The organism is Corynebacterium sp. KPL1814, from assembly GCF_000478175.1.
Lineage (GTDB): Bacteria > Actinomycetota > Actinomycetes > Mycobacteriales > Mycobacteriaceae > Corynebacterium.
Genome location: NZ_KI515776.1, coordinates 386376 through 406496, shown reverse-complemented (window position 1 = coordinate 406496; position 20121 = coordinate 386376). Strand labels below are relative to the sequence as shown.

Below are 20121 nucleotides of genomic sequence, written 5' to 3'. Positions count from 1 at the left end.
CCCAGCCTCGACTCCGGCCCTGACTTCCTGATTGCTGTACGCCCACTACGCAGTGGCACAATGGTGGCTATGACTTCATCAGCCGGTAATTATTCCGCTACCGCACAGGATTGGATCAATGGCGCTCGCCCGCATACGTGGGCCAATGCCTTCGCACCCGTTGTCGCAGGTACGGGCGCGGCCTTCGGCATTAATAGCGGGCATATCGGCCGCGCATTGCTCGCGCTCATCGTGGCGTGGGCGCTTATCATCGGCGTGAACTATGCCAATGACTACTCCGATGGCATCCGCGGCACCGATGATGACCGCACCGGTCCGCAGCGCCTGACCGGCAGCGGCCTCGCGCAGCCTAGCCACGTGAAATACGCCGCTTTCGGGTGCTTTGCCGTCGCAGGCTTAGCCGGAATCATCCTGTCGCTGGCGGCCGGTGCCTGGTGGCTCATCCTCATCGGCGCGCTGTGCATCGCCGGCGCGTGGTTTTATACCGGCGGCAAGAACCCCTACGGCTACCGCGGCCTGGGCGAGGTCGCCGTCTTTGTCTTCTTCGGCCTCGTCGCCGTGCTCGGCACCGAATTTACCCAAGCCGGCCGCATTTCTTGGACGGGCCTGGCCCTGGCCATCGGCATCGGCGCCATGAGCTCCGGGGTAAACCTGGTCAATAATATCCGCGATATTCCCTCCGATGCCGAGGCCGGCAAGATCACCCTCGCGGTGCGGCTAGGCAATAAGAACGCCCGCCTGCTCTTTACCGGCCTGCTACTCTTGCCCTTCGTGCTCACCATCGCGGTTGCCTTCGGCAGCTGGCTCGCGCTCGCTGGTCTGGTCTACTTCCCGTTTGCACTCCGCGCGGTGCGCACCGTCAATCGCGGCGCCACCGGAGCCGAGCTCATCCCCGTGCTGGGGCTGACCGGGCGCGCCATGCTCATCTGGGCAGTCATCGAGGCCATCGCCGTCGCCCTGGTCTAGGCCTCTAGGCTTGCGCGCCTAGGCCTCCGCGCGGCCTTCCAATTCGGCCTGCACCCAACGCTTGTGCGCCTTGCGTTGCGCGGAGTATTCCGCCAACGTCTGCGTGGCCTCGATGCGCCAATTTTTAAAAATCAGCATCGATAGCGGCAGGGCGACAAAGAGCGCTAAGAGCGCTGCCACGAGGACGGGGATGGGGAAATCAATCGCTACCGCCAGCAGCTCGATGACCGCGGTGAGCGCGATAAAAAGCACCACGCGCGCGAGCCCGTATTTCCATAGCGCCTTGCGGGAGCGACGGCGCAGTTCGGGGTCCGGTTTTGGTGGCTCAGGGTTGTGCGTCATGGGGGTCGATTGTACGCCGTACAGGTAGAATAATCTGCATGGGTCGACTAATCCTCCTACTGCTTTTTGTCCTCGCCGCCTGCCTGGTGTGGAAGGCCTTTGGGCCATCATCCTGGAAGTCCCGCCAGGTTGAAGAACAACCGCGTTCCATCAAGGGCCCCGATGATGACGAGGAATTCCTGTGGAACCTGGAAAAGGAGCGCTTCAAGCAGCGCCGCAAGCAGGAGGCCGAAGAAGAAAAACGCCGCCAGCGCCGCACTCGCGACGCCGACGGCAACAATGGTTCAAAGGGCCAGGACGACAACCAGGATTAATCCTTTGGCACGAACCGCATCTCAAGTCCCAGCGCTTCTGCCACGGCGGTAACCTTTTCCCACCGCACACCGGCCCCGCCGTGTTCGATGGTGTGGAGGGTGGAGCGGGAGACTTGGGCGGCATCGGCAAGCTGCTACTGGACGATGCCCAACTCCCGCCGCCGCTGCGCAATCTGCGCGCCCAAGCCCAAGATGAGCTCGTTATCGCCGGCGGGCTTTCCCTGTTTATTGCGCGGGCTATGGTTGGTGGCCATTTAGTTCAGCCCCGCATAGGAGTGTAGGCCGGAGACCACCATATTGATGAAGAAGAGGTTGAAGATCATCACGGCCGTAGCCAAGATATTGATCCACGGCGCGGCCTTGCGGAAGGCCGGGGTCGCACGCGCGTGCAGGTAGGCCGCATAGAGGATCCAAGTGGCAAAAGACACGGTTTCCTTCGGGTCCCAGCCCCAAGGCCGGCCCCACGCGGATTCTGCCCAAATGGCGCCCAAGATGATGCCTAGGCCCAAGGTGGGCAGGGTGATAACGCCCAAGCGATACGCCAGGCGGTCAATCTTCGCCGCGGACGGCAGCGGGTAAGCCAGCGCGCCAAAGAGGCCGCGCTCCGCGTTCTTTGGCTGCCACTGGCGCAACAGGCTCAAAAGCGAGGCGATGCCGGACACGATGCCGATGGACGCGCCCAAGGACACCACCGTGACGTGGATGGGCAGCCAGTGCGACTGCAGCGCCGGCACCACCGGTGCGGAATCCGCATAGAGCTTGGTGGAACCGTAAAACATCAGCGCCAACACCGGGGTAAGGATCCACGGCCAGACCGTGCGCCATTCCTTGCGCTGCATGGCCATATTGCCCACCAGCAGCACGCCGAAGCACACCATCAATACGTATTCGTAGAGGTTGCCAAACGGGAAACGGCCCGTGGCCAGCCCGCGCAGCACGATGGCCGCGGCGTGCAAAGCAATGCCAACCCACATCAGCGAGGTGGTCATCCCGCCAAGCTTATCCAGCTTGCGTTCCTTTTCCGCGACTTTTTCCTCGCTCATGGTTGCTGCCGCGGAGGCTGCCTCAGCTTCGTAATCGGTGTTTGCAGCTGCCGCGCCCGTGCCAGTGGCGGCGTCAGAGCCGGTGGCAGCTCCGGTGGCGGTCCCGGCAGCGGCGCCGGCCTCAGCCCCTGCGCCGACCAATACCTTGGACGCCTCCGAGCGGCCCGCGCGGCGCGCCTCAATGAGGCTGCGAATGCGGCCGTAGTACAACAGCGACATAAATAGCGCGACGCAGTACACCACGAATGCGGTCTGCACCGCGAGATCCGAGAAGTTCGACAGATTCTGATCGATCTGCAAGGGAGTCCACCTAGCCTTCACACGTGCGGGATAATGCTGAATACCTTACTCATGCACACAGCGGGATCCAACTATAGTTGGATTAATCATCAGTATAGAGTTTGTCTTCTTCCACCTCATCTGGATCCGGAAGCTCCAAGAGCGCGCGGTGCAGCTCGTGGAATTCCTCGGACCAGCCGGCGCGGTCGGTGCGGGCGAGACCACCCATCTCGAGGGTGGTGCCGCCAGCGGAATCCGGCCGCAGGCGAATATAGACGCGGCGGCGCTTAATCATCAACGAGGCCACCAGGGATACCAACATGATTAGCGCGGATGCCAGCACCCACTTCTGGAATGGGTCATAGGAGACCTGATAATTGGCAAACTCGTTGGCGCCGTTGAAGGTGATCTTGGTGCCATCGTCAAGCGTGACGTCATCGCCTTGGCTCAGGTTCACGCGGTCGATCTTCTGCAGCTGCCCGGAGTGTACGAGGCTTGAATCCAACGAGAAGAGCGACTGCGGCGTGCCGGTATCGAGGCCGGCATCGCCGCGGTAGATATCGACCGCCAGCGCCGGATCGTTCAGGCCCGGGTGGGAGGACTGCAATAGCTTGCCGTTCTCACCGCTCCACTCGGCCGTTGGGGCGAAGAGACCCTGGATGGCCAGCTGGTTTTGGCGGCGCTCGAAAAGGTCTGGGTACATGCCCGCCGGCGGGTCAAAGCGCAGCACGCCCGAAGACAGGAAGTAAGTCGTGTCCGTGGGCTGGAATTGGATGGTCTGCGTGCGCTTTTCACCATCCGGCCACTCCACCGTCACCGTCGGTGCATAGCCGTGACCCTGCAGGTAGACGCGGTTTTGCGCCAAGCGCAGCGGGTGGTTGACCTTGAGCTCATAGTCCTTCCATTCGGAAGAGTCCTTATAAATATCGTCACCCTCCGCGTAGGAGACATTGGAGGTGAACATCTCCGCCTGGCCATTGGGCAGGTACTTCGCGGTGAAGTCGTGCGCGGTCATGCAGAAGGGGTGGAGCCCAGTGCCATCGAAAAGCGGCCCTGCCCGAAAGGAGTCAAAGTTCGAGGTGGAGGTATTACAAAACTCCGTGGACTGCTCCAGCGAGGTGTTGCCGCCCTGCGAGCCGAACTCAGTAACCACGATGACCTGACCCTCGTAGTTGACCAGGCGGCCGGCGGCCACAGTGACCAGAATGGCCACCAACGCGACGTGGAAGATGAGGTTGGCCAGCTCGCGGCCGTAACCGCGCTCGGCGGAAAAGGCGTGCACCCCAGCGCGGTCCTTATCCGGGGTGTACTCGGCCACGCGCCACTTTTTCAGGCGCTTGTGGATCTCCGCGCTGAGTTCTTCCTCGCTCTTATCCGAATGCCCCTCGGCGCTCAGCGGCAGGCGGTGCAGGTACTTCGGCGCGCGCGTGGGCTGCGTGCGCCACGCCTTGTAGTGATCGATGGAGCGCGGAATGATGCAGCCAATGAGCGAGACCGCCAACAGCAGGAAGATGGCTTGGAACCAGATAGAGGAAAAGACATCAAAAAGCTGCAGCTTATCGTAGATTTCCGCTACGGTGCCATTGGATTCGATGAACTCCTGCACGTTCTGCTCGTTCAGGTCGCGCTGCGGCAAGAGGGAGCCGGGGACGGCGGCGAGCGCCAGCAGGAATAGCAGGGCTAGCGCGGTGCGCATGCTGGTAAGCCAGCGCCAGGCTTTGCGGATATATTTCACGTTTCTCCTAAATGAGGGTTGCGCCGTAGTCCACGGTCCATTTCTGGATATAGGAAATAAACTCGCCCCACAGGCCGGTAATCAGGGCAAGGCCCACGAGGATCATCGCCACGCCACCAATGATTTGGATGGTGCGCGAGTGCTTGCGGGCCCACGAAATGGTGCGCATCGCCCGCGCAGACCCCAGCGCCACCAGCAGGAACGGTAGGCCAAGGCCCAGGCAATAGCCCACGATGAGCAAGGCGCCGCGGGCGGCGGTCATGCCTTCGGTGCCGGCGGAAATGGACACAATCGCCGCCAGCGTGGGTCCCAGGCACGGCGTCCAGCCAAGCGCGAAGACTCCGCCCAAAAGCGGCGCGCCCAGCCACGTGGTCCAGCGCTTTGGCGCCAGGCGGGTATCTTTCTGCAGCGCCGGAATCGCGCCCAAGAAGACCACGCCCATCAAGATGGTGATGCCGCCGCCAACGCGCATCAGCGTATCGGCGTTGAGCGTGAGCGCGGAAATCGCGCCAAAGACCGAGACCGTCGCCAGCACAAAGACCACGGTAAAGCCCAAGATGAATAGCGCTGCCGCCAGTACGACGGCCCATTGCCTGCGCTTGCCGACGCCCACCCCCAGCTTCTCGTCATAGCTCACCTCACCGCCAACCACGCTGGCGAGGTAGGAGATATAGCCGGGCACCAGCGGGATGACGCAGGGGCTGGCAAAGCTGACGAGACCCGCCAGAGCCGCGGCGAGGATGCCGAGGATCAACGGGCCGGAGGTGGCAGCTTCGGCAAACGAACCGCCGATATTTGCTGCGTAATCCATTTATTCCTTTTCTAACTTATCCACAACATCCATCACGTCATCGGTAGTGATGGACCGCAAGAAAACGGTAGCCGGACGATGTTGCTTATCCAAGACGATCGTGGTCGGCACCACGGACGTAGGCACGCCGCCGAGCGCCGCGGCCGTCTTAAACGGCGGGTCATAGATGGAGGGGTACTCCAGGCCATTATCGTCCAAGAAGTCATTGGATACCTGCGGGTTATAGTCGCGCACATTAATGCCTAAGACCGTGCCCAGGTCGCGTTTTTGCAGCTCGGCGTACACCGCCTGCAGGTCATCGGCCTCGGCGCGGCACGGCGCGCACCACTGGCCCCAGGAATTTAAGACCACGACTTCGCCCTCGTAATCGTCCAAGGAAATGGTCTTATCCGTATCGCGGACGTCCGCGCCGCTAAAGCTGCGGAGCGGTTTCCTATCGGCTTCCTCGTAGTGAATTTCCCGCTCCCCGCCCGGGGAGATGAATTCGAACTCGCCGCCGGTAGCCACCGCGTTTTGTGCGTTGTCGGCGTCCTGCGTGCAGGCGGTCAAGGTCAGGGCGGTTATAGAAAGCGCGGCTGCCACAACGCGCGTTGCCGCACGGGTATGTGTGCGTGCCATTAAATCTCCTGCGCCGGCGAGGAATAGAAGATATCGGTGACCTGGTTATCCTCAAAAAGCAGCGAGGTTACCGAGGCCAACGCGCACTCGCGGTTCCACGGCGCATGCGGCAGGCGCTGGCCCAGCACCGTGCGCTGCACCATCACGATGGGTAGCTGGTGGCTCACCAGCACGGCCTCGTGACCCTCCGCCGCGGTATGCGCGCGGTCGACCGCACCGAGCATGCGCTCGGCGATGCCCTCATACGCCTCACCCCACGACGGCTCCAGCGGGTTAGTCAGCTTGGGCCAGTGCCGCGGGTTCCACAGCGCCGATCGCAGGCCCTTGGTGCGCAAGCCCTCGAATTGGTTGCCGGACTCAATGAGCGTCTTATCGACGTCCACATTTAACCCCGTCACCTGCGCAATCGGCCGCGCCGTTTCCTGCGCGCGCTGCAGCGGCGAGGCCGCCAAATAGGTCACATCATGATCGCGGAAGCTTTCCGCCGTCCGCGCGGCCATGGAATGCCCGCGCGAGGATAGGTGATAGCCCGGAATGCGCCCGTACAGAATCTTGCCCGGGTTGTGTACCTCGCCATGGCGCACGAGGTGAACGATGGTGCGTGTCATGTCTCTCCTTGTTGAGCAGGCCTTATTGTGCAGGCCTAGTTGCGCAGGACTTATTGTGCGGGACGCGCTGCGGCCGCGGCCTTGGCGGCGGGCTTGAGGGCGGCGTCGATGCGCTCGAAGTCGGCATCGCCAAGAGCATCAGAGACGAACCAGGTCTCGAACGCGCTCGGTGCCACGTAGATGCCATTTTCAAGCAGCGCGTGGAAGAACGGGGCAAAGCGGAAGTTCTCCGCGGCCTGCATGTCCGCAAAGTTGCGGCCCTCGCCCTCTGCAAATCGAATGGAGAACATGGATGCCGCGCGCTGAATGTGGTGCGCCACGCCCTCGGCCTCCAGCGCGGAGGAAATCATCGCGCCGAGCTGGTCGGCCTTTTCCTGCAGGCGGGGGTAGAGGGATTCATCGGCAAGCTGCAGTGACTTCAGGCCCGAGGCCATCGCCACCGGGTTACCGGACAAGGTGCCCGCCTGGTAGACCGGACCGTCCGGCGCCAGGTAGTCCATGACCTCGGCGCGACCTCCAAAGGCCGCAGCCGGCAAACCACCGGAAACCACCTTGCCAAAGGTCACCAGGTCCGCCGCCACGCCATCGACGCCGTACCAGCCCTTATACGAGGTACGGAAGCCGGTCATAACCTCATCGAGGATGAGCAGGGCGCCATCGGCATGCGCGATTTCCTTCAGTGCCGCGTTGAAGCCCTCATTCGGGGCCACGGTGCCCATATTGCCGGCAGAAGCCTCCGCAATGATGCAGGCAATCTGGCCCTCGTTCTCCGCAAAGGCCTCGCGCACCGCATCCAGATCGTTATAAGGAACGACGATGGTGTCCTTCGCCGTCGCCCCCGTAACGCCCGGCGAATCCGGCAGACCAAACGTCGCCACGCCCGAGCCCGCCGATGCCAACAGCGCATCCACGTGCCCGTGGTAGCACCCCTCAAACTTCAGCACCTTCGCGCGGCCCGTATAGCCGCGGGCCAAACGCACCGCCGACATGGTCGCCTCCGTGCCGGAGTTGACCATGCGCACCTTATCGGCCGCGGTGCGCTTGACGATTTCCTCCGCCAGCAGCGCCTCACCCTCCGTTGGCGTGCCAAAACTCAGCCCGCCGGTGGCAGCCTGCTGCACGGCTTCGACGATTTCCGGGTGCGCATTGCCGTGGATCATCGGGCCATAAGAGCTCACGAGGTCGACGTACTCATTACCGTCGACATCCCACAGGCGCGATCCCGCGCCCCGCTCAATCACGCGGGCTTGGCCACCCACGGAACCGAAAGCGCGCACCGGCGAGTTCACCCCGCCCGGGATCACTTTGGAGGAACGCTCGAACCACTGTTGCGACTGGGAAGTATTAGGCATGTCTGTCATTCTAGCGACTCGCGCGCCATACAAAAGTTTGACTGTGCATGTCGGCGTAATTCACAGCAACCCTCCAACGTTCCCTGAAGTTCCGTGATACGTCATAGAAACGGCATTCCCGCTGAGATGGCACACTAGGAAGGTATGAAGATTGCATTTTTAGGAACCGGACGCATGGGCACCGAGTTGGCCCGCCACCTACTAGCTGAACACGAGCTGACGGTGTGGAACCGCACCGCCGAGCGCGCGCAACCGCTCGTGGACGAGGGCGCGGCGCGCGCCGATACCCCCGCCGCCGCCATCGAGGGCGCCGAGGTCATCATCACCTCGCTCTTCGGCCCCGACCAGATCCGCGAGGTGGTCATCGAGCCACAGCTCATCCCCGAGGGCATTACCTGGATCGACACCACCACGGTCTCGCCTGACGATGCCCGCGAGTTCGCCGCCGCCGTCGACTCATACGTCCACTCCCCCGTCGTGGGTTCGCTGGGCCCGGCGCGGGAGGGCAACCTAGGCGTTTATGTCGGCACGCCCGACGATGACCGCCGCGAGGTCGCCCTCGGCCTTGCCGAGGCTTGGGCCGGCGAAGAAAAGCTGATTGGGGTGGAAACGGCGGCGACGGCGGCCATCGGCAAGCTGCTGGCTAACCTTGCCCTAGCCGTGACCGCCGAAGGCCTGCTGGAGGCCCTGCAGCTCGGTGAATCCGAGGGGCTCGATTCCGAGGTCATCCTGCAGATGCTCGACATCACCGGCTTGTCATTCATGTCGAATATGAAAGGCCCGTTCATCACCGGCGAGCGCAATACCGACCCGGGCGATTTCACCGTCGACGCCCTGGCCAAGGACGCCAAGCTCATGGAGAAGACCTCCGATAAGCCCCTGCCCGCCGTATCCGCCGCCATCGAGCGTTTCGCCGAGATGCAGGACATGGGCCACGGGAACCAGGACTTCTCGTCCATCTTCGTTTTCCGCAATAAGGGCTAGTTATTCACATGTCGCGTCAACGAACTACGGCTTTTTAGCGCTTTTGGGGAGAGTTATCCACAGGCCCCGCCCGCGCGCCGCGCTTTAGTTGCGCTATCACCTTAAGCTGCGGGGCATGACAGCACTTCAGGCATACCTCGCGGCTTTAGCGCCCGGCATCGACATCGTCGCCGGGTGCACTGGCATGTCCGCCCGCGAGCTGCGCGCGGCAGGTGCGCCGAACCGGACTGCGCGCACGCTGCTCACGCTTGCCGATGCCTTCTTCTCCCCCACCTCCTTTTCCCGGCAACAACGCCGCGCCGTGGCCGCCGCCCGCGAACGCGCCCACGCGCTGCCAACGCTCGAAGTCATCGAGCGCTACGCCACGCGCGCCAAGACCAAGCGCCAGGCGTGGCAGCTGCGGGTGGAGCTCTGCCGCACCGCCGCGGATACCGATGAGATGGAAAAGCTCGCGCGCAAGAAGCTGCGCGAGATCAATCCGCCTACCCCACCGCGCCCTGGGGTGCGTATTCGCCGCCGCAAGGACGCGCCGTGGACGCTCGCGATTACCGGGCCGTCCGCCCTCATCGCTGACTTAGAGTCCAACCTGGACGAGGATGCGCCTTTAGATTCCGTCGCAGGGCTTTTCTCCGGCTCCGCCGCCCCGCGACCCACAGTGACGACCAATGCGATCATCACGCTCGACGAGCTCGACCGCATCATCGATGGCCACGGCGAAGAAATCACCATCCAACTCACCAACGGCGCGCGGCTTACCGGCGCCGAATTGGTCGCGCGCACGCTTTCCGAGCGTGGCCTTATCACCCTCGTGCATCCCTTCGAGGGCGCGGTGAACCTCTACCGCACCGAGCGCATGGCCAACGAGAAGCAGCGGCTCATGGCCGCCGCCGAAAATCCCGTCTGCCCGTGGCCGCGATGCAATTATCCCGCGGATAAGTGCCAAATCCACCACCTGGAAGCCTGGCAACACGGCGGCGATACCAATATGTCCAACCTTGCAGCCTGCTGCCCGTACCACAACGGCGTCAACGACGACGACCCGAATGCGCCGCCGCGCCGCGGTCGCCTCGCCCGCAGACGCGGGCGGGTGGTGTGGCAACCACCATGGGCCGACGCCGTGCCCGGCCCCGGCGCCGAACCCTAGCACTCGCACCCAGCCCCGGCCCCGGCCGCTATTCCCGGCCGAGGATTAAGCCTGCGCGCATCCCAGGTATCCGCGTGCGTGCTAGGTTTCCGCACGCGCGGAATCGCCCACACCGCGCTTATTCAGGCAGCAGTAATTCTGCTGCCTGTTTAGGCATGCCCAAATCCGCCTCGCTGCTTATTCGAATCGCGTCGCGGTTCAGCCGAGCCACCGCCGGTGATTCTTAACAACCGGCAGCGTTAACCGCGGCTGGCGGCAACTGCTGGCGGCACTAGCTGCGGCCGACGCTGGCTTCCGGTGGTGCTAGCCACAGGTGACGCTAGGTTCTAGGCCTAGCTGCGGGGCGCAGGTGTGTGACTTAGCTGCTAGCGATGCGGGCTGCGGCAGCGCGCGCATCCGCGATGACCGCAGGCACACCCACGCCGCCGGCCCAGGCGCCCGTGACGTCGACGCCGGGGGACTGGGTCAAGGAATCGCGCACGGCTACCACGGTGTCGAGGTGGGTGGCATCGAAGCGCGGCAGGCCGCCGAACCAACGCTGGGTGAAGATTTCGGCGACGCCAGCCGCGCGGCCATCGAAGCCGGTCAGGTGCTGCAGGTCATCGAGGGCGTAGTCCACGAGGTCATCTTCTTCGGCGCGGACGATGGCGTCGTCGCCGAACCGGCCGAACGAGGCACGCACCAGCGCCCCGCCGCGCTCTGCTAGGTGCGGCCACTTGCGCGATGACAACGTGAATGCCTTTGCGTGCACGTCATCTTGGTCGGTGGCGACGAGGATGCCGGAGTTTTGCGGCAACGAGGTGCCGGAGGAATCGGTGTCGGAGTCGAATTTGAGGCCCACGACTGCCGATGCCGCCAGCTTCACTCCCTTCAACCGCGTCGCCGCATCCGGAGCCACGTTGGGCAGCAAGCGCGCGGCGGTCGGCGCCGGGGTAGCTACCAACACGCGGTCGAAGGGCGCAGTATCGCCCGGCGCGCCGGCCAGGCGGAACTTATCGCCCTCGCGCGTGATGTCAGAAATGAACGTGTCAACGAAAATCTTGGCGCGGGATTTTTCGGCCAGGGTCTCATAAAGTTCGGCGTAGCCGCCGCGGAAGGTCTGGAAAACGGGCCCGCCGGCGCTGGGGTTCTCTGCACGGGCTTCCTCGAGGGAGCGCACGGCCGCAGAGAGGGTGACGGGACCGGAGGCGGCAAGGGTATCGAGGGCATCGGCAAGCGTGGGGATGGTGGCGCGCAGGCCCAGGTCATCGGCGGTGCACGAGTACACCCCGCCCAGCAGCGCAGAAACCACGTGGTCCACCAGGTCCCCGCCGTATTGTTGACGCACCAACTCACCGACCGAGACGTCGCCGCCCACGGTCCACTCGAAGGGCTGCTCATTATCGATGCGCCGCACCGTGTCCTCCGAAACCAGGTGCGCAACGGGCTCGGAACGCGACGGAATGCCCATCACGCCGCCCTGCGGCAGGGACTTCAGCTCCCCGCTGTAGACCAGTGAGCGCAAACCTGACGGGTCAACTAAACTGCCGGCGAGGCCGAGGGTGTGGAAGAAGTCCACGGCATCGCGCCGACGGGCGAGGAAGGCCTCGGCACCCATGTCGGTGGGGCCGTCATTAAACGGCACGGAATACAGCTTGCCGCCAATGCGCCCGGAGGCCTCGAAAACCTCGACATCGTGATCGCGCAGTTCGTAGGCGGCGGTAAGGCCGGCGAGGCCGGCACCGATGATGGCAATACGCATTTAGCCCTCCTCGTGAATGATGGATACGGCGCGGGTGATGGCCTCCGCGTCGGTGGTGGGCAGCACCCCGTGCCCAAGGTTCCAGATGTGGGTGTCGATATCGCCGCGCTGCTGAGCGCGCTCAACCTCGCCGCGGATGGTGCGCACGGCCTGGCGCACGGCATCGTCGCCGGCAAAAAGCAGCGCCGGGTCAAGGTTGCCCTGCAGCACGCGGGAGCTCACGCGCTGGGCGGCGGCGTCCATGGCCACGCGGTAATCCACGCCCATGACCTCGGAGCCAGCCTCCGACATCGCCGCCAGCAGCTCGCCGGTTCCCACGCCGAAGTGGATACGCGGAATATCGACGCTGGCGAGGATTTCCTGCGAATACGGCAGCACGAACTCGCGGTAGTCGCGCTCGTTGAGGTAGCCGGCCCAGGAATCGAAAAGCTGCATGGCGTCGATGCCGGCATCAACCTGCACCCGCAGGAAATTAATGATGGTGGGCACGAGCCGGCGCATGAGCATGTGCCACGTCTCGGGCTCGGCGTGCATGAGCGCCTTGGTGCGCTCGTGGTTCTTGGAAGGACCGCCCTCGATAAGGTAGCTGGCCAGGGTAAATGGCGCGCCGACGAAGCCGATGAGCGCTTGGGTTTCGGTCAGCTCGCCGAGGATGCCCGCAATGCCTTTGGCAACTTCGGGCACGTCAGCTTCCAGAATAGGCAGCTTGCCGATGTCCCCCTTCTCCCTCACCGCCTTCTCCATCACCGGCCCGCGCCCAGGCACGATGTCAACGTTGACGCCGGCGGCCTTGAGCGGGACCACGATATCGGAAAAGAGAATGGCAGCGTCCACGTCGTGGCGGCGCACCGGCTGCAGGGTGATTTCTGCCAGGAGTTCCGGCATGAAGCAAGAATCCAGCATGCTGATGCCCTCGCGGGCGGCGCGGTATTCCGGCAGGGAGCGACCAGCTTGACGCATCAACCACACTGGCGGACGGGAGGGGGTGCGGCCGAGCGCGGCATCAATAATGGGGGCGCGGTTAAGTCGAGACATACTCCTCATTATGAATCAAAAGTTGGAGCAGGGGCTAATTTGCCGCGCCGCTGGCCGCGCGCTCCCGCCCCGCAAGCCAGGCGTCAGTCGCGCCCGTGGAGGCTGCGGTGGGCAATGAACCGGTTGGACTGCGGCCGGAAAAGCAGAACCATCGCGATAAGCAGCGTCACGGCGATAAGCAGCAGGCCGAGCCCGCCAATGCCAAGCGCCAGGGCTGCGATATTGAAAAAGAGGGCAATCGCGATGACAACTGAGATAATGCGGCGCGCCCACTTCGATCCGTTGGCGAGTTGTGCGGAAAAGAGCGCCAAAATGATCGCACCGATGATATTAAATACAGAGACGAATAGGCGGTTCGACCGCACATACTCCGCGATTCGCGAGTCCGAGGGCTCCATCTGCTCGCCGCCTCCGCCGAAGATGCCGACCATGCCGCTGACCAGCATGATGACGGCGGCGACAACGAGCACCCAATACGCCCACTGGAGCGGGCGCGGCCACACGGACAAGTCTTGATCCTGCGTGGTGTTTTGCACGGGACGGTTATAGTCGCGGGGCCCTGGTCGTTGATTTTTATCCGCAGGACCGTCGCTTCGACCGTCATCGCGCCGGCCGTGGCCGGGGAACATGCTGGTCATCGGTTGTCCTTGTGGTCATCGCCCCTGTTTTGGGCACCGTAATTCCGCGAAGGTTGATTGCGACCGCCTTTATCTTTGGGGTCCTTTTGCTTGGTGTCCTTCTCTTTGGCGTCTTTTTCTTTGGCTTCCTGCTTTTCGCGCTTCTCGCGCTCTTTATCGCGGCGCGCCTGCTCGAGTTCTTTTTCCAGCTCGCGCATTTGCTCGAGCTCGCCGGTGTAGTCGAGGGTGTCGGGCTTAACGGAGAAGATGAGCCCCAATACGGCGGCGACGCCAACCAGGATTTGCACCATGCCGTCGGCGGCAAAGAGCCAGTCGGGGACATCGGCACCCGCGGGCGTGACCATGAAGGTGAGCAGGATGCGGAAACCGAAGTAGATGGAAAAGGCGAACCAGATGCGGCGCGAGGTGCCCGCGCGTTTTGATGGCCCTGCCAGCGACTTCAGCAAAAACAGCAGCAGCACCAGCACGCCGATGGCAATGGCAGCCGACAGCGCCACCGACCCATAGGCGGCCATTTCAATAAAGGAGTCCGAAACTTCTTCGCCGTCTTCGCCACCCGAGGTGCTGTCGACCATCTGCTTGGCCTGTGCCATGAGCACATCGTGGTTGAGCAGGGTCAGCACCACATTGAGGATTTGGTGGACGGTCTCGCCGGCGACGACGCCCAGCCAGAGCCACAGCATGTAGACCACGGTCTCGGGGCGCTTGGAACCGCCCTGCGAGCCCTTGCCGCGCTGACCGCGCGGGCCATGCGGGGCGCCGCCCTGCGGCGACCCGGGCCCCGGTTCAGGACGCGATTCTCGTTGTGGCTCTCGCTGCTTATCGCGCTGGGGCCCCTGCTGGCCGCGCGGGTCACCTGCCTGCGGGTCGCTGGGCTGCGGCTCCTGCTGACCGTGCGGGTCGCCAGCCTGAGGCGACCCGGGCTGCGGCGGCTCGGGGCGCGGCGACGCGGGCGGCGGCGTCGGACGAGAAGAAGGCTGTGTCACAAGAATCCTTTACTTGAGCAGGCGTGCGGCTTCGGTGGCGAAGTACGTCAGGATCTGGTCGGCGCCGGCGCGCTTGAAGGCGGTGAGAGACTCGAGCATGATGGCCTCGCCATCGACCCAGCCGTTGGCGGCGCCGGCCTTGATCATCGCGTACTCGCCGGAGACTTGGTACACGGCGACGGGCACCGAGGAGGTCTCCGCGATTGCGGACAAGACATCCAAGTACGGCAGGCCCGGCTTGACCATCACGAAGTCGGCGCCTTCCTCGATATCGAGCTCGGCCTCCAGCAGGGATTCGCGGAAGTTGCGCGGATCCTGCTGGTAGGTGCGGCGGTCGCCCTCTAGGGAGGAGCCGACGGCGTCACGGAAGGGGCCGAAGAAGGCGGAGGCGTATTTCGCGGAGTAGGCCATGATGGATACGTCATCGCGCCCGGCTTCATCGAGATCGGCGCGGATGGCGGCAACCTGGCCGTCCATCATGCCAGACGGCGAAATGATCTGCGCGCCGGCTTCGGCCTGGGAGCGGGCCATTTTTTGGTAGAGCTGGACGGATTCATCGTTAAGCACGCGGCCCTGGTCATCCAGGACGCCGCAGTGCCCGTGCGAGGTGAACTCGTCGAGGCAGGTATCGGCCATGATGATGAGGTCATCGCCAAATTCCTCGCGCAGGGCGGCGATGCCGCGGTTCAAAATGCCGTCTGGGTTCCAGGCCACGGAGCCGGTGGCGTCCTTGTCCTTATCTAGCGGAACGCCGAATAGGTCCACGCAGGTAACGCCGGCCTCGAGGGCCTCCTCAGTCGCGCGGCGCAGCGAATCAAAGGAGTGCTGGTACACGCCGGGCATGGAGGAAATCTCATTCGGCTCATCGAGGCCGTCTGCGATGAACATCGGCAGAATTAAGTCCGATGGGCGCAGCGTGGTTTCGGCCACGAGGTTGCGCATCTGCGGCGTGGAGCGCAGGCGGCGGGGGCGGCGGGCAGGAAATGAGCTCATTGGGTACTCCTTAGAGCGAGACTAAAAACTTATGCCTTCTCGACCTTAGTAGTCTTCTTGCGCGCGCGACGTTTCTTGCGGGGCGCGGGAAGGTTACCGGCGGCGCGAAGGGCGGCGACGTGGCTGGCGAGGGCATCGACAAGCGCGGGCACGTCCGCAACATCCGGCACGACATCGACGCGCAGGCCCAGCTCTTCTGCTGCTGCGCTTGCCGATGGCCCGATGCACGCAATGATCGTCCGCTGGTGCGGCTTGCCGGCAATGCCCACTAGGTTGCGCACGGTGGATCCGGAGGTAAAGGCCACAGCATCGAAGCCACCGGTCTTGATCATGTCGCGGATTTCGGCCGAGGGCGGGGCCGCGCGCACGGTGCGGTAGGCCACGACGTCATCGACGTCCCACTGGAGGGCCTGGAGGCCATCGACAAGCGTATCGGCGGCGATATCTGTGCGCGGCAGGAGCACGCGGCTGACGGCGTCGATGTCTTCGACGTAATTGGGAAAGACCTCGAGCAGCCCCTCGGCGTTTTGCTTCTTCTTGTGCGGCAAAAGCTCCGGCACCATGCCCTTGGCGCGGATGGCATCGGCGGTCTTGGTGCCCACGGCGGCAAGATGCACGCCGGCAAAATCGCGCGCGTCCAGGCCGAGCTGGGAAATCTTATCCCACACGGCGGTCACGGCGTTGACGGAGGTAAAGACGATCCACTTGTAGCGGCCCTCGACGATGCCCTTGATGGCGCGGTCCATCTGCGCCGGGTTGCGCGGCGGCTCGATGGAAATCGTCGGCACGTTCTGCGGGATGGCGCCGTAGCCGGCCAGGCGCGCGGACATGGGCCCGGCCTGTTCCTTGGTGCGCGGCACCAGCACGCGCCAGCCGTAGAGCGGGCGGTTTTCCCACCACGAGTACTTGGTGCGGTCATCGATGCTGCGGCCAAGCGTGACCACCAACGGGCCGGACAAATCCGCGTCCAGCTTGGCGATGGTCCCCAGCGTCGTCTCGTACGTGCGCTGCAGGCGCGTGGTGCCGTGGACGGTCACGAAAGCCTCGGTTTCCGCCGGCATGCCGCGCTGCTGCAGCTCGGTGGAAATCTCCGCCAAATCTTCCTTGGTGGCCTGCAAGACGATGGGCTGGGTGGCATTGGCGAGCGCGTCCCAGTCGGCGCCATCGGTGACATCGGCTTCGGTGTACGTCGATCCGAGCGCCAGCCCGGCAAAGGACGGCACAGTTGAGGGCAGGGACATGCCCGGCACGACCTGGAATTCCAGGCCGGCGGAGGCCACGGCGTTGATCTCGGTCTTGATGGATTCGCGGTTGAGCGGGTTGCCGGTCACGAGGCGGATGACGTCCTCGCCATCGGCCTCCGCAAGGCACTCGCGCAGCTGGCTTACGATGTCCTCGCCCGGTGTATAGAGCACCGCGGCGGTCGGTGCCGGCGGGCGGGGCGGCTTGCGGCGCGCGCCCTTGGCCTTGGCATCTGCGCACATCTGCGCGTATTCCTCTTCCGCGGCATCCAGCAGCTCTTGCGGGACGGGCAGCGCGGTGGCGACTGCATCGCGCACGCCCTGCATGACCTGCGGATCGGCCACGGCGATAGCGTTATTGGCCAGAACTTCGCGGGCGCGGACGGTCAGCAGGTCTGGGTTTCCCGGACCAGCGCCCACGAAGACGATCTTGCCCAACTGGGTGTCTGACACAGCATTGCTCATAAAGTTCTTTTCTAGATCTGGGCCCGCGGCACCGCACACGGACATGATCGCCTGCAGTGTTTCTCCCCGCGCCGTCGGTGGGTATCAAGGTCATAACGGCCAAAATCCCAGGCGCTACGTCCTGGGATGCCCTTAAAGGGGGCCGGGTATCATTGCAAAAAATGATCTATGGTATCTACACCATAAATTATTAGCGCTTAAAGTAGAAATTACTGACCTAGCAGATCGGCCGCGCCTTGGGCGAAAAGCTCATCAGAGACCCGCGCGCCCAACTCCGCAGCTTCCGCCGCGGTGCCAGAGGCGGTGGCGGTCAATTGGCGGGAACCGTCCAGCGCAAAGACGCCACCGCGCACCGTCAATTGATCGCCGTTCCAGCGGGACGTAGCGGCCACGGGCGCGGTGCAGCCGGCCTCGAGCCGGGCGAGAACGGCGCGCTCGGCGAGGGCAGCGGAGGTGGCTTGATCATCAACAACGGCGTCTAATGCCGCGGCCGCCTCAGTGCCAGCGACGGCCTCGATGGCCAGTGCACCCTGGGCTGGGGCGGGCATGAATAATTCTGGATCGAAGATATCGCTCGCCCGGTCCTCGTAGCCGCCGCGCAGCAAGCCAGCATAGGCCAGCACCACGGCATCGAGCTCGCCGTCGGTCACCTTGGACATGCGCGTATCGATATTGCCGCGCAGCGGGCGGATATCCAGGTCCGGGCGCAGGGCGGCCAGCTGGGAGATGCGGCGCGGCGCTGAGGTTCCCACCCGCGCGCCTTCCGGCAGCTGCATCAAGGTCATCCCGTCACGGGCGACCAGCACCTCGCGGCTGTCCTGGCGCTGCGGAATGACCAAGCGGAAGCGGTCATCCTCGGCCGTGGGAAGGTCCTTGAAAGAGTGCACGGCGATATCGCATTCGCCGCGGTACAGCGCCTCACGCAGCGCCTGGGTGAATACGCCCACGCCGATGCGCTCGACCGGGGCCATATTGGTATCGCCCGCGGTGGTGACGATGTGGAGCTCGGAATCGAATCCGGCATCGATAAGCCAGTCGCGGACGTGTCCTGCCTGGGTGGTGGCGAGCTTGGAGCCTCGGGTACCAATCTGGAACATTTACGCCTCCTTGTTCAGCGTGGGCAATTCATTGACGGCCACGGCAACGCCGGAGCCTTCCAGCTGCAGGCCAAAGAGTTCCTGCAGGGCATTTTCGCTGCTAAAGCTGCTATCCGATGCCGCCAGCTTCTTCGCCCGCACCGTCGGTTCATGCAGCAGCTTGTCGGCGACGCGCTTGAGGGCACCTTGGACATCGGCAAGCTGCTTGCCCTCTAGCTCCGGGTGCTTTTGCTGCAGGCGGGCCGCCTCACACTCCACGAGGTCCGCCGCGCGGCGGTGCAGGGCGCTAACAGCCGGTGCCACATCGCGCACGCGCTGGGCGGAGGTATAGGCGGCAAGCTCCTCGTCCACAATGGTGCGAGCCTGCTCGTGCGGGTCCGTGCCGGCCGCGACATCGGTGGCTGCCGCAGACAGGGACTTGCTGAGGCGCTCGATATTCACCAGGTCCACGTCATCGATTTTCGTTGCTGCGTCATCGATATCGCGTGGGAGGGAAAGATCAATGAGCATCAACGGGTGCGCGGGCGGAATGTCGGACGCGGTGATGGTAAAGCCCTCGGCGCCGGTGGCGGAGATGGCGAGGTCGACATCGGCAAGCGCGGCGGCGCGATCCTCAAAATCCACCACGCGGGTGTGGACCCCGGCCTCCTCAGCGTGGCCGGCAAGGCGCTCGGCGCGCTCGCGGGTGCGGTTGGCAATCACCAGCTCGCCGATGCCCAGCCGGCCTGCGTGGGTGGCCGCGAGCGAGGCCATCGCCCCGGCGCCCAGCACGAGCGCGGACTTGCCCTGCAGGTCCTCCGTATTAAGGCGCTGCAGCGCCTGGTCAAAGGCGAAAGTCACCATCGAGACGCCGGCCTTGTCGATTTCCGTTTCCGAGTGCACGCGCTTGCCGGCACGCAGCGCGGACTGCGCCAAAGCGTGGATGCGTGGGCCGACCGTGCCCTGCTCGGAGGCGGACTGGTAGGCGGAACGCACCTGGCCGATGATCTGCTGCTCGCCCACCACCATCGAATCCAGGCCGGAGGTAACGGACATGAGGTGTTCCGCGGCAGCATCGGCATAGCGCACGTAGAGGTAATTGCGCAGCTCTTCCTCATCGACGTGGGAGACATCCTTGAGCACCCGGATGACGTCCTGCACTCCGGTGTGGAAGGAATTGGTCACCGTATAGACCTCAAGGCGGTTGCACGTGGAAATGATCATCGCCTCAGTAAGGGACTCGGCGTCAACCAACTGCCCGCAGGCGGAATGCTGCACCACATCGTCCATGCTCAATTTTTCCAGCAACGCCACGGGTGCCGATTGGTGGGACATTCCCACTACAAGCACGCTCATGCTCCACACTCCTCAACCTTTTGATTGACCGCAATGGTTCCAAAGACTACCCCGCATGGGCGCGGAACCCGAATCGTCAGCGCAGCTCCGCGGCCAACTCTTCGTTATCAACTTCCCAGCAGGCGAATTCTTCTCCGTCTATCACTACAACGGGAACGCGGTCACCGAATTCCATCTCGAGCTCGCGGCTATCTTCCACGTTGCGCACTTCAAGCTGGGCACCGGCCGCCTGGATAACGGGGGTAATCTGCTCTTTTACCCGTTTACAGGAACCGCAGGTGGGGCGCACCATGAGCTCGACTACATGCTGGGACATAGGGGCGGGATTCTCCTCATAAGGACGCAGACAGGGGAAACGTTTACTATGGACATGTTAGTCCACCCCGCGTTTGCG

20 protein-coding genes and 1 pseudogene are annotated in these 20121 nt (G+C 63.8%); 4 read left to right on the top strand and 17 right to left on the bottom strand.

Annotation, left to right across the window (positions count from 1 at the left end; genetic code table 11):
* Nucleotides 1–60: 60 nt before the first annotated feature.
* A complete protein-coding gene (locus HMPREF1257_RS08035) occupies nt 61–966 on the top strand; it encodes a 1,4-dihydroxy-2-naphthoate polyprenyltransferase (RefSeq protein ID WP_023025119.1) in 906 nt (301 codons plus the stop codon).
* An 18-nt stretch (nt 967–984) separates the two neighbouring features.
* Here HMPREF1257_RS08035 and HMPREF1257_RS08030 read toward each other — a convergent pair whose 3' ends face one another.
* The gene (locus tag HMPREF1257_RS08030) at nt 985–1308 is read right to left on the bottom strand and encodes a DUF4229 domain-containing protein (RefSeq protein ID WP_023025118.1); all 324 of its coding nucleotides are present in this window, start codon (nt 1306–1308) and stop codon (nt 985–987) included.
* A gap of 38 nt (nt 1309–1346) precedes the next feature.
* Here HMPREF1257_RS08030 and HMPREF1257_RS08025 point away from each other — a divergent pair, with 38 nt between their 5' ends.
* On the top strand, nt 1347–1622 hold the full coding sequence (locus HMPREF1257_RS08025; protein ID WP_023025117.1) for a hypothetical protein: 276 nt from the start codon (nt 1347–1349) through the stop codon (nt 1620–1622).
* Here the strand turns inward: HMPREF1257_RS08025 and HMPREF1257_RS08020 are convergent.
* The 7 genes and pseudogenes from HMPREF1257_RS08020 to hemL all read right to left on the bottom strand — a co-directional run bounded on the left by HMPREF1257_RS08020 (nt 1619) and on the right by hemL (nt 8077).
* Nucleotides 1619–1876 (bottom strand): annotated as a pseudogene (locus tag HMPREF1257_RS08020) (helix-turn-helix domain-containing protein). The gene HMPREF1257_RS08025 and the pseudogene HMPREF1257_RS08020 sit on opposite strands and share 4 nt — an antisense overlap.
* Nucleotides 1877–2965 carry a c-type cytochrome biogenesis protein CcsB gene (ccsB, locus tag HMPREF1257_RS08015; RefSeq protein WP_023025115.1) on the bottom strand — a complete coding sequence of 363 codons (1089 nt, stop codon included), beginning with the start codon at nt 2963–2965 and terminating at the stop codon, nt 1877–1879.
* Nucleotides 2966–3047: 82 nt separating this feature from the next.
* On the bottom strand, nt 3048–4679 hold the full coding sequence (locus tag HMPREF1257_RS08010; RefSeq protein ID WP_023025114.1) for a cytochrome c biogenesis protein ResB: 1632 nt from the start codon (nt 4677–4679) through the stop codon (nt 3048–3050).
* 7 nt (nt 4680–4686) lie between these two features.
* Entirely contained in the window at nt 4687–5490 is an 804-nt protein-coding gene (locus HMPREF1257_RS08005; protein ID WP_023025113.1) for a cytochrome c biogenesis CcdA family protein, read from the bottom strand.
* The gene (locus HMPREF1257_RS08000) at nt 5491–6108 is read right to left on the bottom strand and encodes a TlpA disulfide reductase family protein (protein ID WP_023025112.1); all 618 of its coding nucleotides are present in this window, start codon (nt 6106–6108) and stop codon (nt 5491–5493) included.
* Complete coding sequence (locus HMPREF1257_RS07995) at nt 6108–6716, bottom strand: histidine phosphatase family protein (protein ID WP_023025111.1); 609 nt, start codon at nt 6714–6716, stop codon at nt 6108–6110. The genes HMPREF1257_RS08000 and HMPREF1257_RS07995 overlap by 1 nt, the downstream gene beginning before the upstream one ends.
* A 50-nt stretch (nt 6717–6766) precedes the next feature.
* Complete coding sequence (gene hemL, locus HMPREF1257_RS07990) at nt 6767–8077, bottom strand: glutamate-1-semialdehyde 2,1-aminomutase (protein ID WP_023025110.1); 1311 nt, start codon at nt 8075–8077, stop codon at nt 6767–6769.
* Nucleotides 8078–8212: 135 nt separating this feature from the next.
* Here hemL and HMPREF1257_RS07985 point away from each other — a divergent pair, with 135 nt between their 5' ends.
* On the top strand, nt 8213–9052 hold the full coding sequence (locus HMPREF1257_RS07985; RefSeq protein ID WP_034659472.1) for an NAD(P)-dependent oxidoreductase: 840 nt from the start codon (nt 8213–8215) through the stop codon (nt 9050–9052).
* A gap of 115 nt (nt 9053–9167) precedes the next feature.
* Nucleotides 9168–10196 (top strand): HNH endonuclease signature motif containing protein, encoded by a 1029-nt coding sequence (locus HMPREF1257_RS07980; RefSeq protein ID WP_023025108.1) that lies wholly within the window; start codon nt 9168–9170, stop codon nt 10194–10196.
* A gap of 358 nt (nt 10197–10554) precedes the next feature.
* On the opposite strand, the gene HMPREF1257_RS07975 is transcribed toward HMPREF1257_RS07980, so the two are convergent.
* The 9 genes from HMPREF1257_RS07975 to HMPREF1257_RS07935 all read right to left on the bottom strand — a co-directional run bounded on the left by HMPREF1257_RS07975 (nt 10555) and on the right by HMPREF1257_RS07935 (nt 20043).
* Nucleotides 10555–11937, bottom strand: a complete 1383-nt coding sequence (locus HMPREF1257_RS07975) for a protoporphyrinogen oxidase (RefSeq protein WP_023025107.1) — start codon at nt 11935–11937, stop codon at nt 10555–10557.
* Nucleotides 11938–12972 carry a uroporphyrinogen decarboxylase gene (gene hemE, locus HMPREF1257_RS07970; protein ID WP_023025106.1) on the bottom strand — a complete coding sequence of 345 codons (1035 nt, stop codon included), beginning with the start codon at nt 12970–12972 and terminating at the stop codon, nt 11938–11940. It abuts the gene before it with no gap.
* Nucleotides 12973–13055: 83 nt separating this feature from the next.
* Nucleotides 13056–13610, bottom strand: a complete 555-nt coding sequence (locus tag HMPREF1257_RS07965) for a hypothetical protein (protein WP_023025105.1) — start codon at nt 13608–13610, stop codon at nt 13056–13058.
* Nucleotides 13607–14596, bottom strand: coding sequence for a proline-rich domain-containing protein (locus HMPREF1257_RS07960; RefSeq protein WP_023025104.1), 990 nt, complete (start codon nt 14594–14596; stop codon nt 13607–13609). The genes HMPREF1257_RS07965 and HMPREF1257_RS07960 overlap by 4 nt, the downstream gene beginning before the upstream one ends.
* Before the next feature lie 9 nt (nt 14597–14605).
* Entirely contained in the window at nt 14606–15589 is a 984-nt protein-coding gene (gene hemB, locus HMPREF1257_RS07955; RefSeq protein ID WP_023025103.1) for a porphobilinogen synthase, read from the bottom strand.
* A gap of 29 nt (nt 15590–15618) precedes the next feature.
* Nucleotides 15619–17295, bottom strand: a complete 1677-nt coding sequence (locus HMPREF1257_RS07950; RefSeq protein WP_232208540.1) for a uroporphyrinogen-III synthase — start codon at nt 17293–17295, stop codon at nt 15619–15621.
* A gap of 209 nt (nt 17296–17504) precedes the next feature.
* Nucleotides 17505–18392 (bottom strand): hydroxymethylbilane synthase, encoded by an 888-nt coding sequence (gene hemC, locus HMPREF1257_RS07945; protein ID WP_023025101.1) that lies wholly within the window; start codon nt 18390–18392, stop codon nt 17505–17507.
* Nucleotides 18393–19727, bottom strand: coding sequence for a glutamyl-tRNA reductase (locus tag HMPREF1257_RS07940; RefSeq protein WP_023025100.1), 1335 nt, complete (start codon nt 19725–19727; stop codon nt 18393–18395).
* A 76-nt stretch (nt 19728–19803) separates the two neighbouring features.
* Entirely contained in the window at nt 19804–20043 is a 240-nt protein-coding gene (locus HMPREF1257_RS07935; protein WP_023025099.1) for a glutaredoxin family protein, read from the bottom strand.
* Nucleotides 20044–20121 lie beyond the last annotated feature (78 nt).

Bases quoted from the DNA above. Each gene is read 5' to 3' on its own strand.
- HMPREF1257_RS08035 (WP_023025119.1), top strand. From the start codon at position 61: ATGGTGGCTATGACTTCATCAGCCGGTAATTATTCCGCTACCGCACAG.
- HMPREF1257_RS08030 (WP_023025118.1), bottom strand. From the start codon at position 1,308: ATGACGCACAACCCTGAGCCACCAAAACCGGACCCCGAACTGCGCCGT.
- HMPREF1257_RS08025 (WP_023025117.1), top strand. From the start codon at position 1,347: ATGGGTCGACTAATCCTCCTACTGCTTTTTGTCCTCGCCGCCTGCCTG.
- HMPREF1257_RS08005 (WP_023025113.1), bottom strand. From the start codon at position 5,490: ATGGATTACGCAGCAAATATCGGCGGTTCGTTTGCCGAAGCTGCCACC.
- HMPREF1257_RS08000 (WP_023025112.1), bottom strand. From the start codon at position 6,108: ATGGCACGCACACATACCCGTGCGGCAACGCGCGTTGTGGCAGCCGCG.
- HMPREF1257_RS07995 (WP_023025111.1), bottom strand. From the start codon at position 6,716: ATGACACGCACCATCGTTCACCTCGTGCGCCATGGCGAGGTACACAAC.
- hemL (WP_023025110.1), bottom strand. From the start codon at position 8,077: ATGACAGACATGCCTAATACTTCCCAGTCGCAACAGTGGTTCGAGCGT.
- HMPREF1257_RS07985 (WP_034659472.1), top strand. From the start codon at position 8,213: ATGAAGATTGCATTTTTAGGAACCGGACGCATGGGCACCGAGTTGGCC.
- HMPREF1257_RS07980 (WP_023025108.1), top strand. From the start codon at position 9,168: ATGACAGCACTTCAGGCATACCTCGCGGCTTTAGCGCCCGGCATCGAC.
- HMPREF1257_RS07975 (WP_023025107.1), bottom strand. From the start codon at position 11,937: ATGCGTATTGCCATCATCGGTGCCGGCCTCGCCGGCCTTACCGCCGCC.
- hemE (WP_023025106.1), bottom strand. From the start codon at position 12,972: ATGTCTCGACTTAACCGCGCCCCCATTATTGATGCCGCGCTCGGCCGC.
- HMPREF1257_RS07965 (WP_023025105.1), bottom strand. From the start codon at position 13,610: ATGACCAGCATGTTCCCCGGCCACGGCCGGCGCGATGACGGTCGAAGC.
- hemB (WP_023025103.1), bottom strand. From the start codon at position 15,589: ATGAGCTCATTTCCTGCCCGCCGCCCCCGCCGCCTGCGCTCCACGCCG.
- HMPREF1257_RS07950 (WP_232208540.1), bottom strand. From the start codon at position 17,295: ATGAGCAATGCTGTGTCAGACACCCAGTTGGGCAAGATCGTCTTCGTG.
- hemC (WP_023025101.1), bottom strand. From the start codon at position 18,392: ATGTTCCAGATTGGTACCCGAGGCTCCAAGCTCGCCACCACCCAGGCA.
- HMPREF1257_RS07940 (WP_023025100.1), bottom strand. From the start codon at position 19,727: ATGAGCGTGCTTGTAGTGGGAATGTCCCACCAATCGGCACCCGTGGCG.
- HMPREF1257_RS07935 (WP_023025099.1), bottom strand. From the start codon at position 20,043: ATGTCCCAGCATGTAGTCGAGCTCATGGTGCGCCCCACCTGCGGTTCC.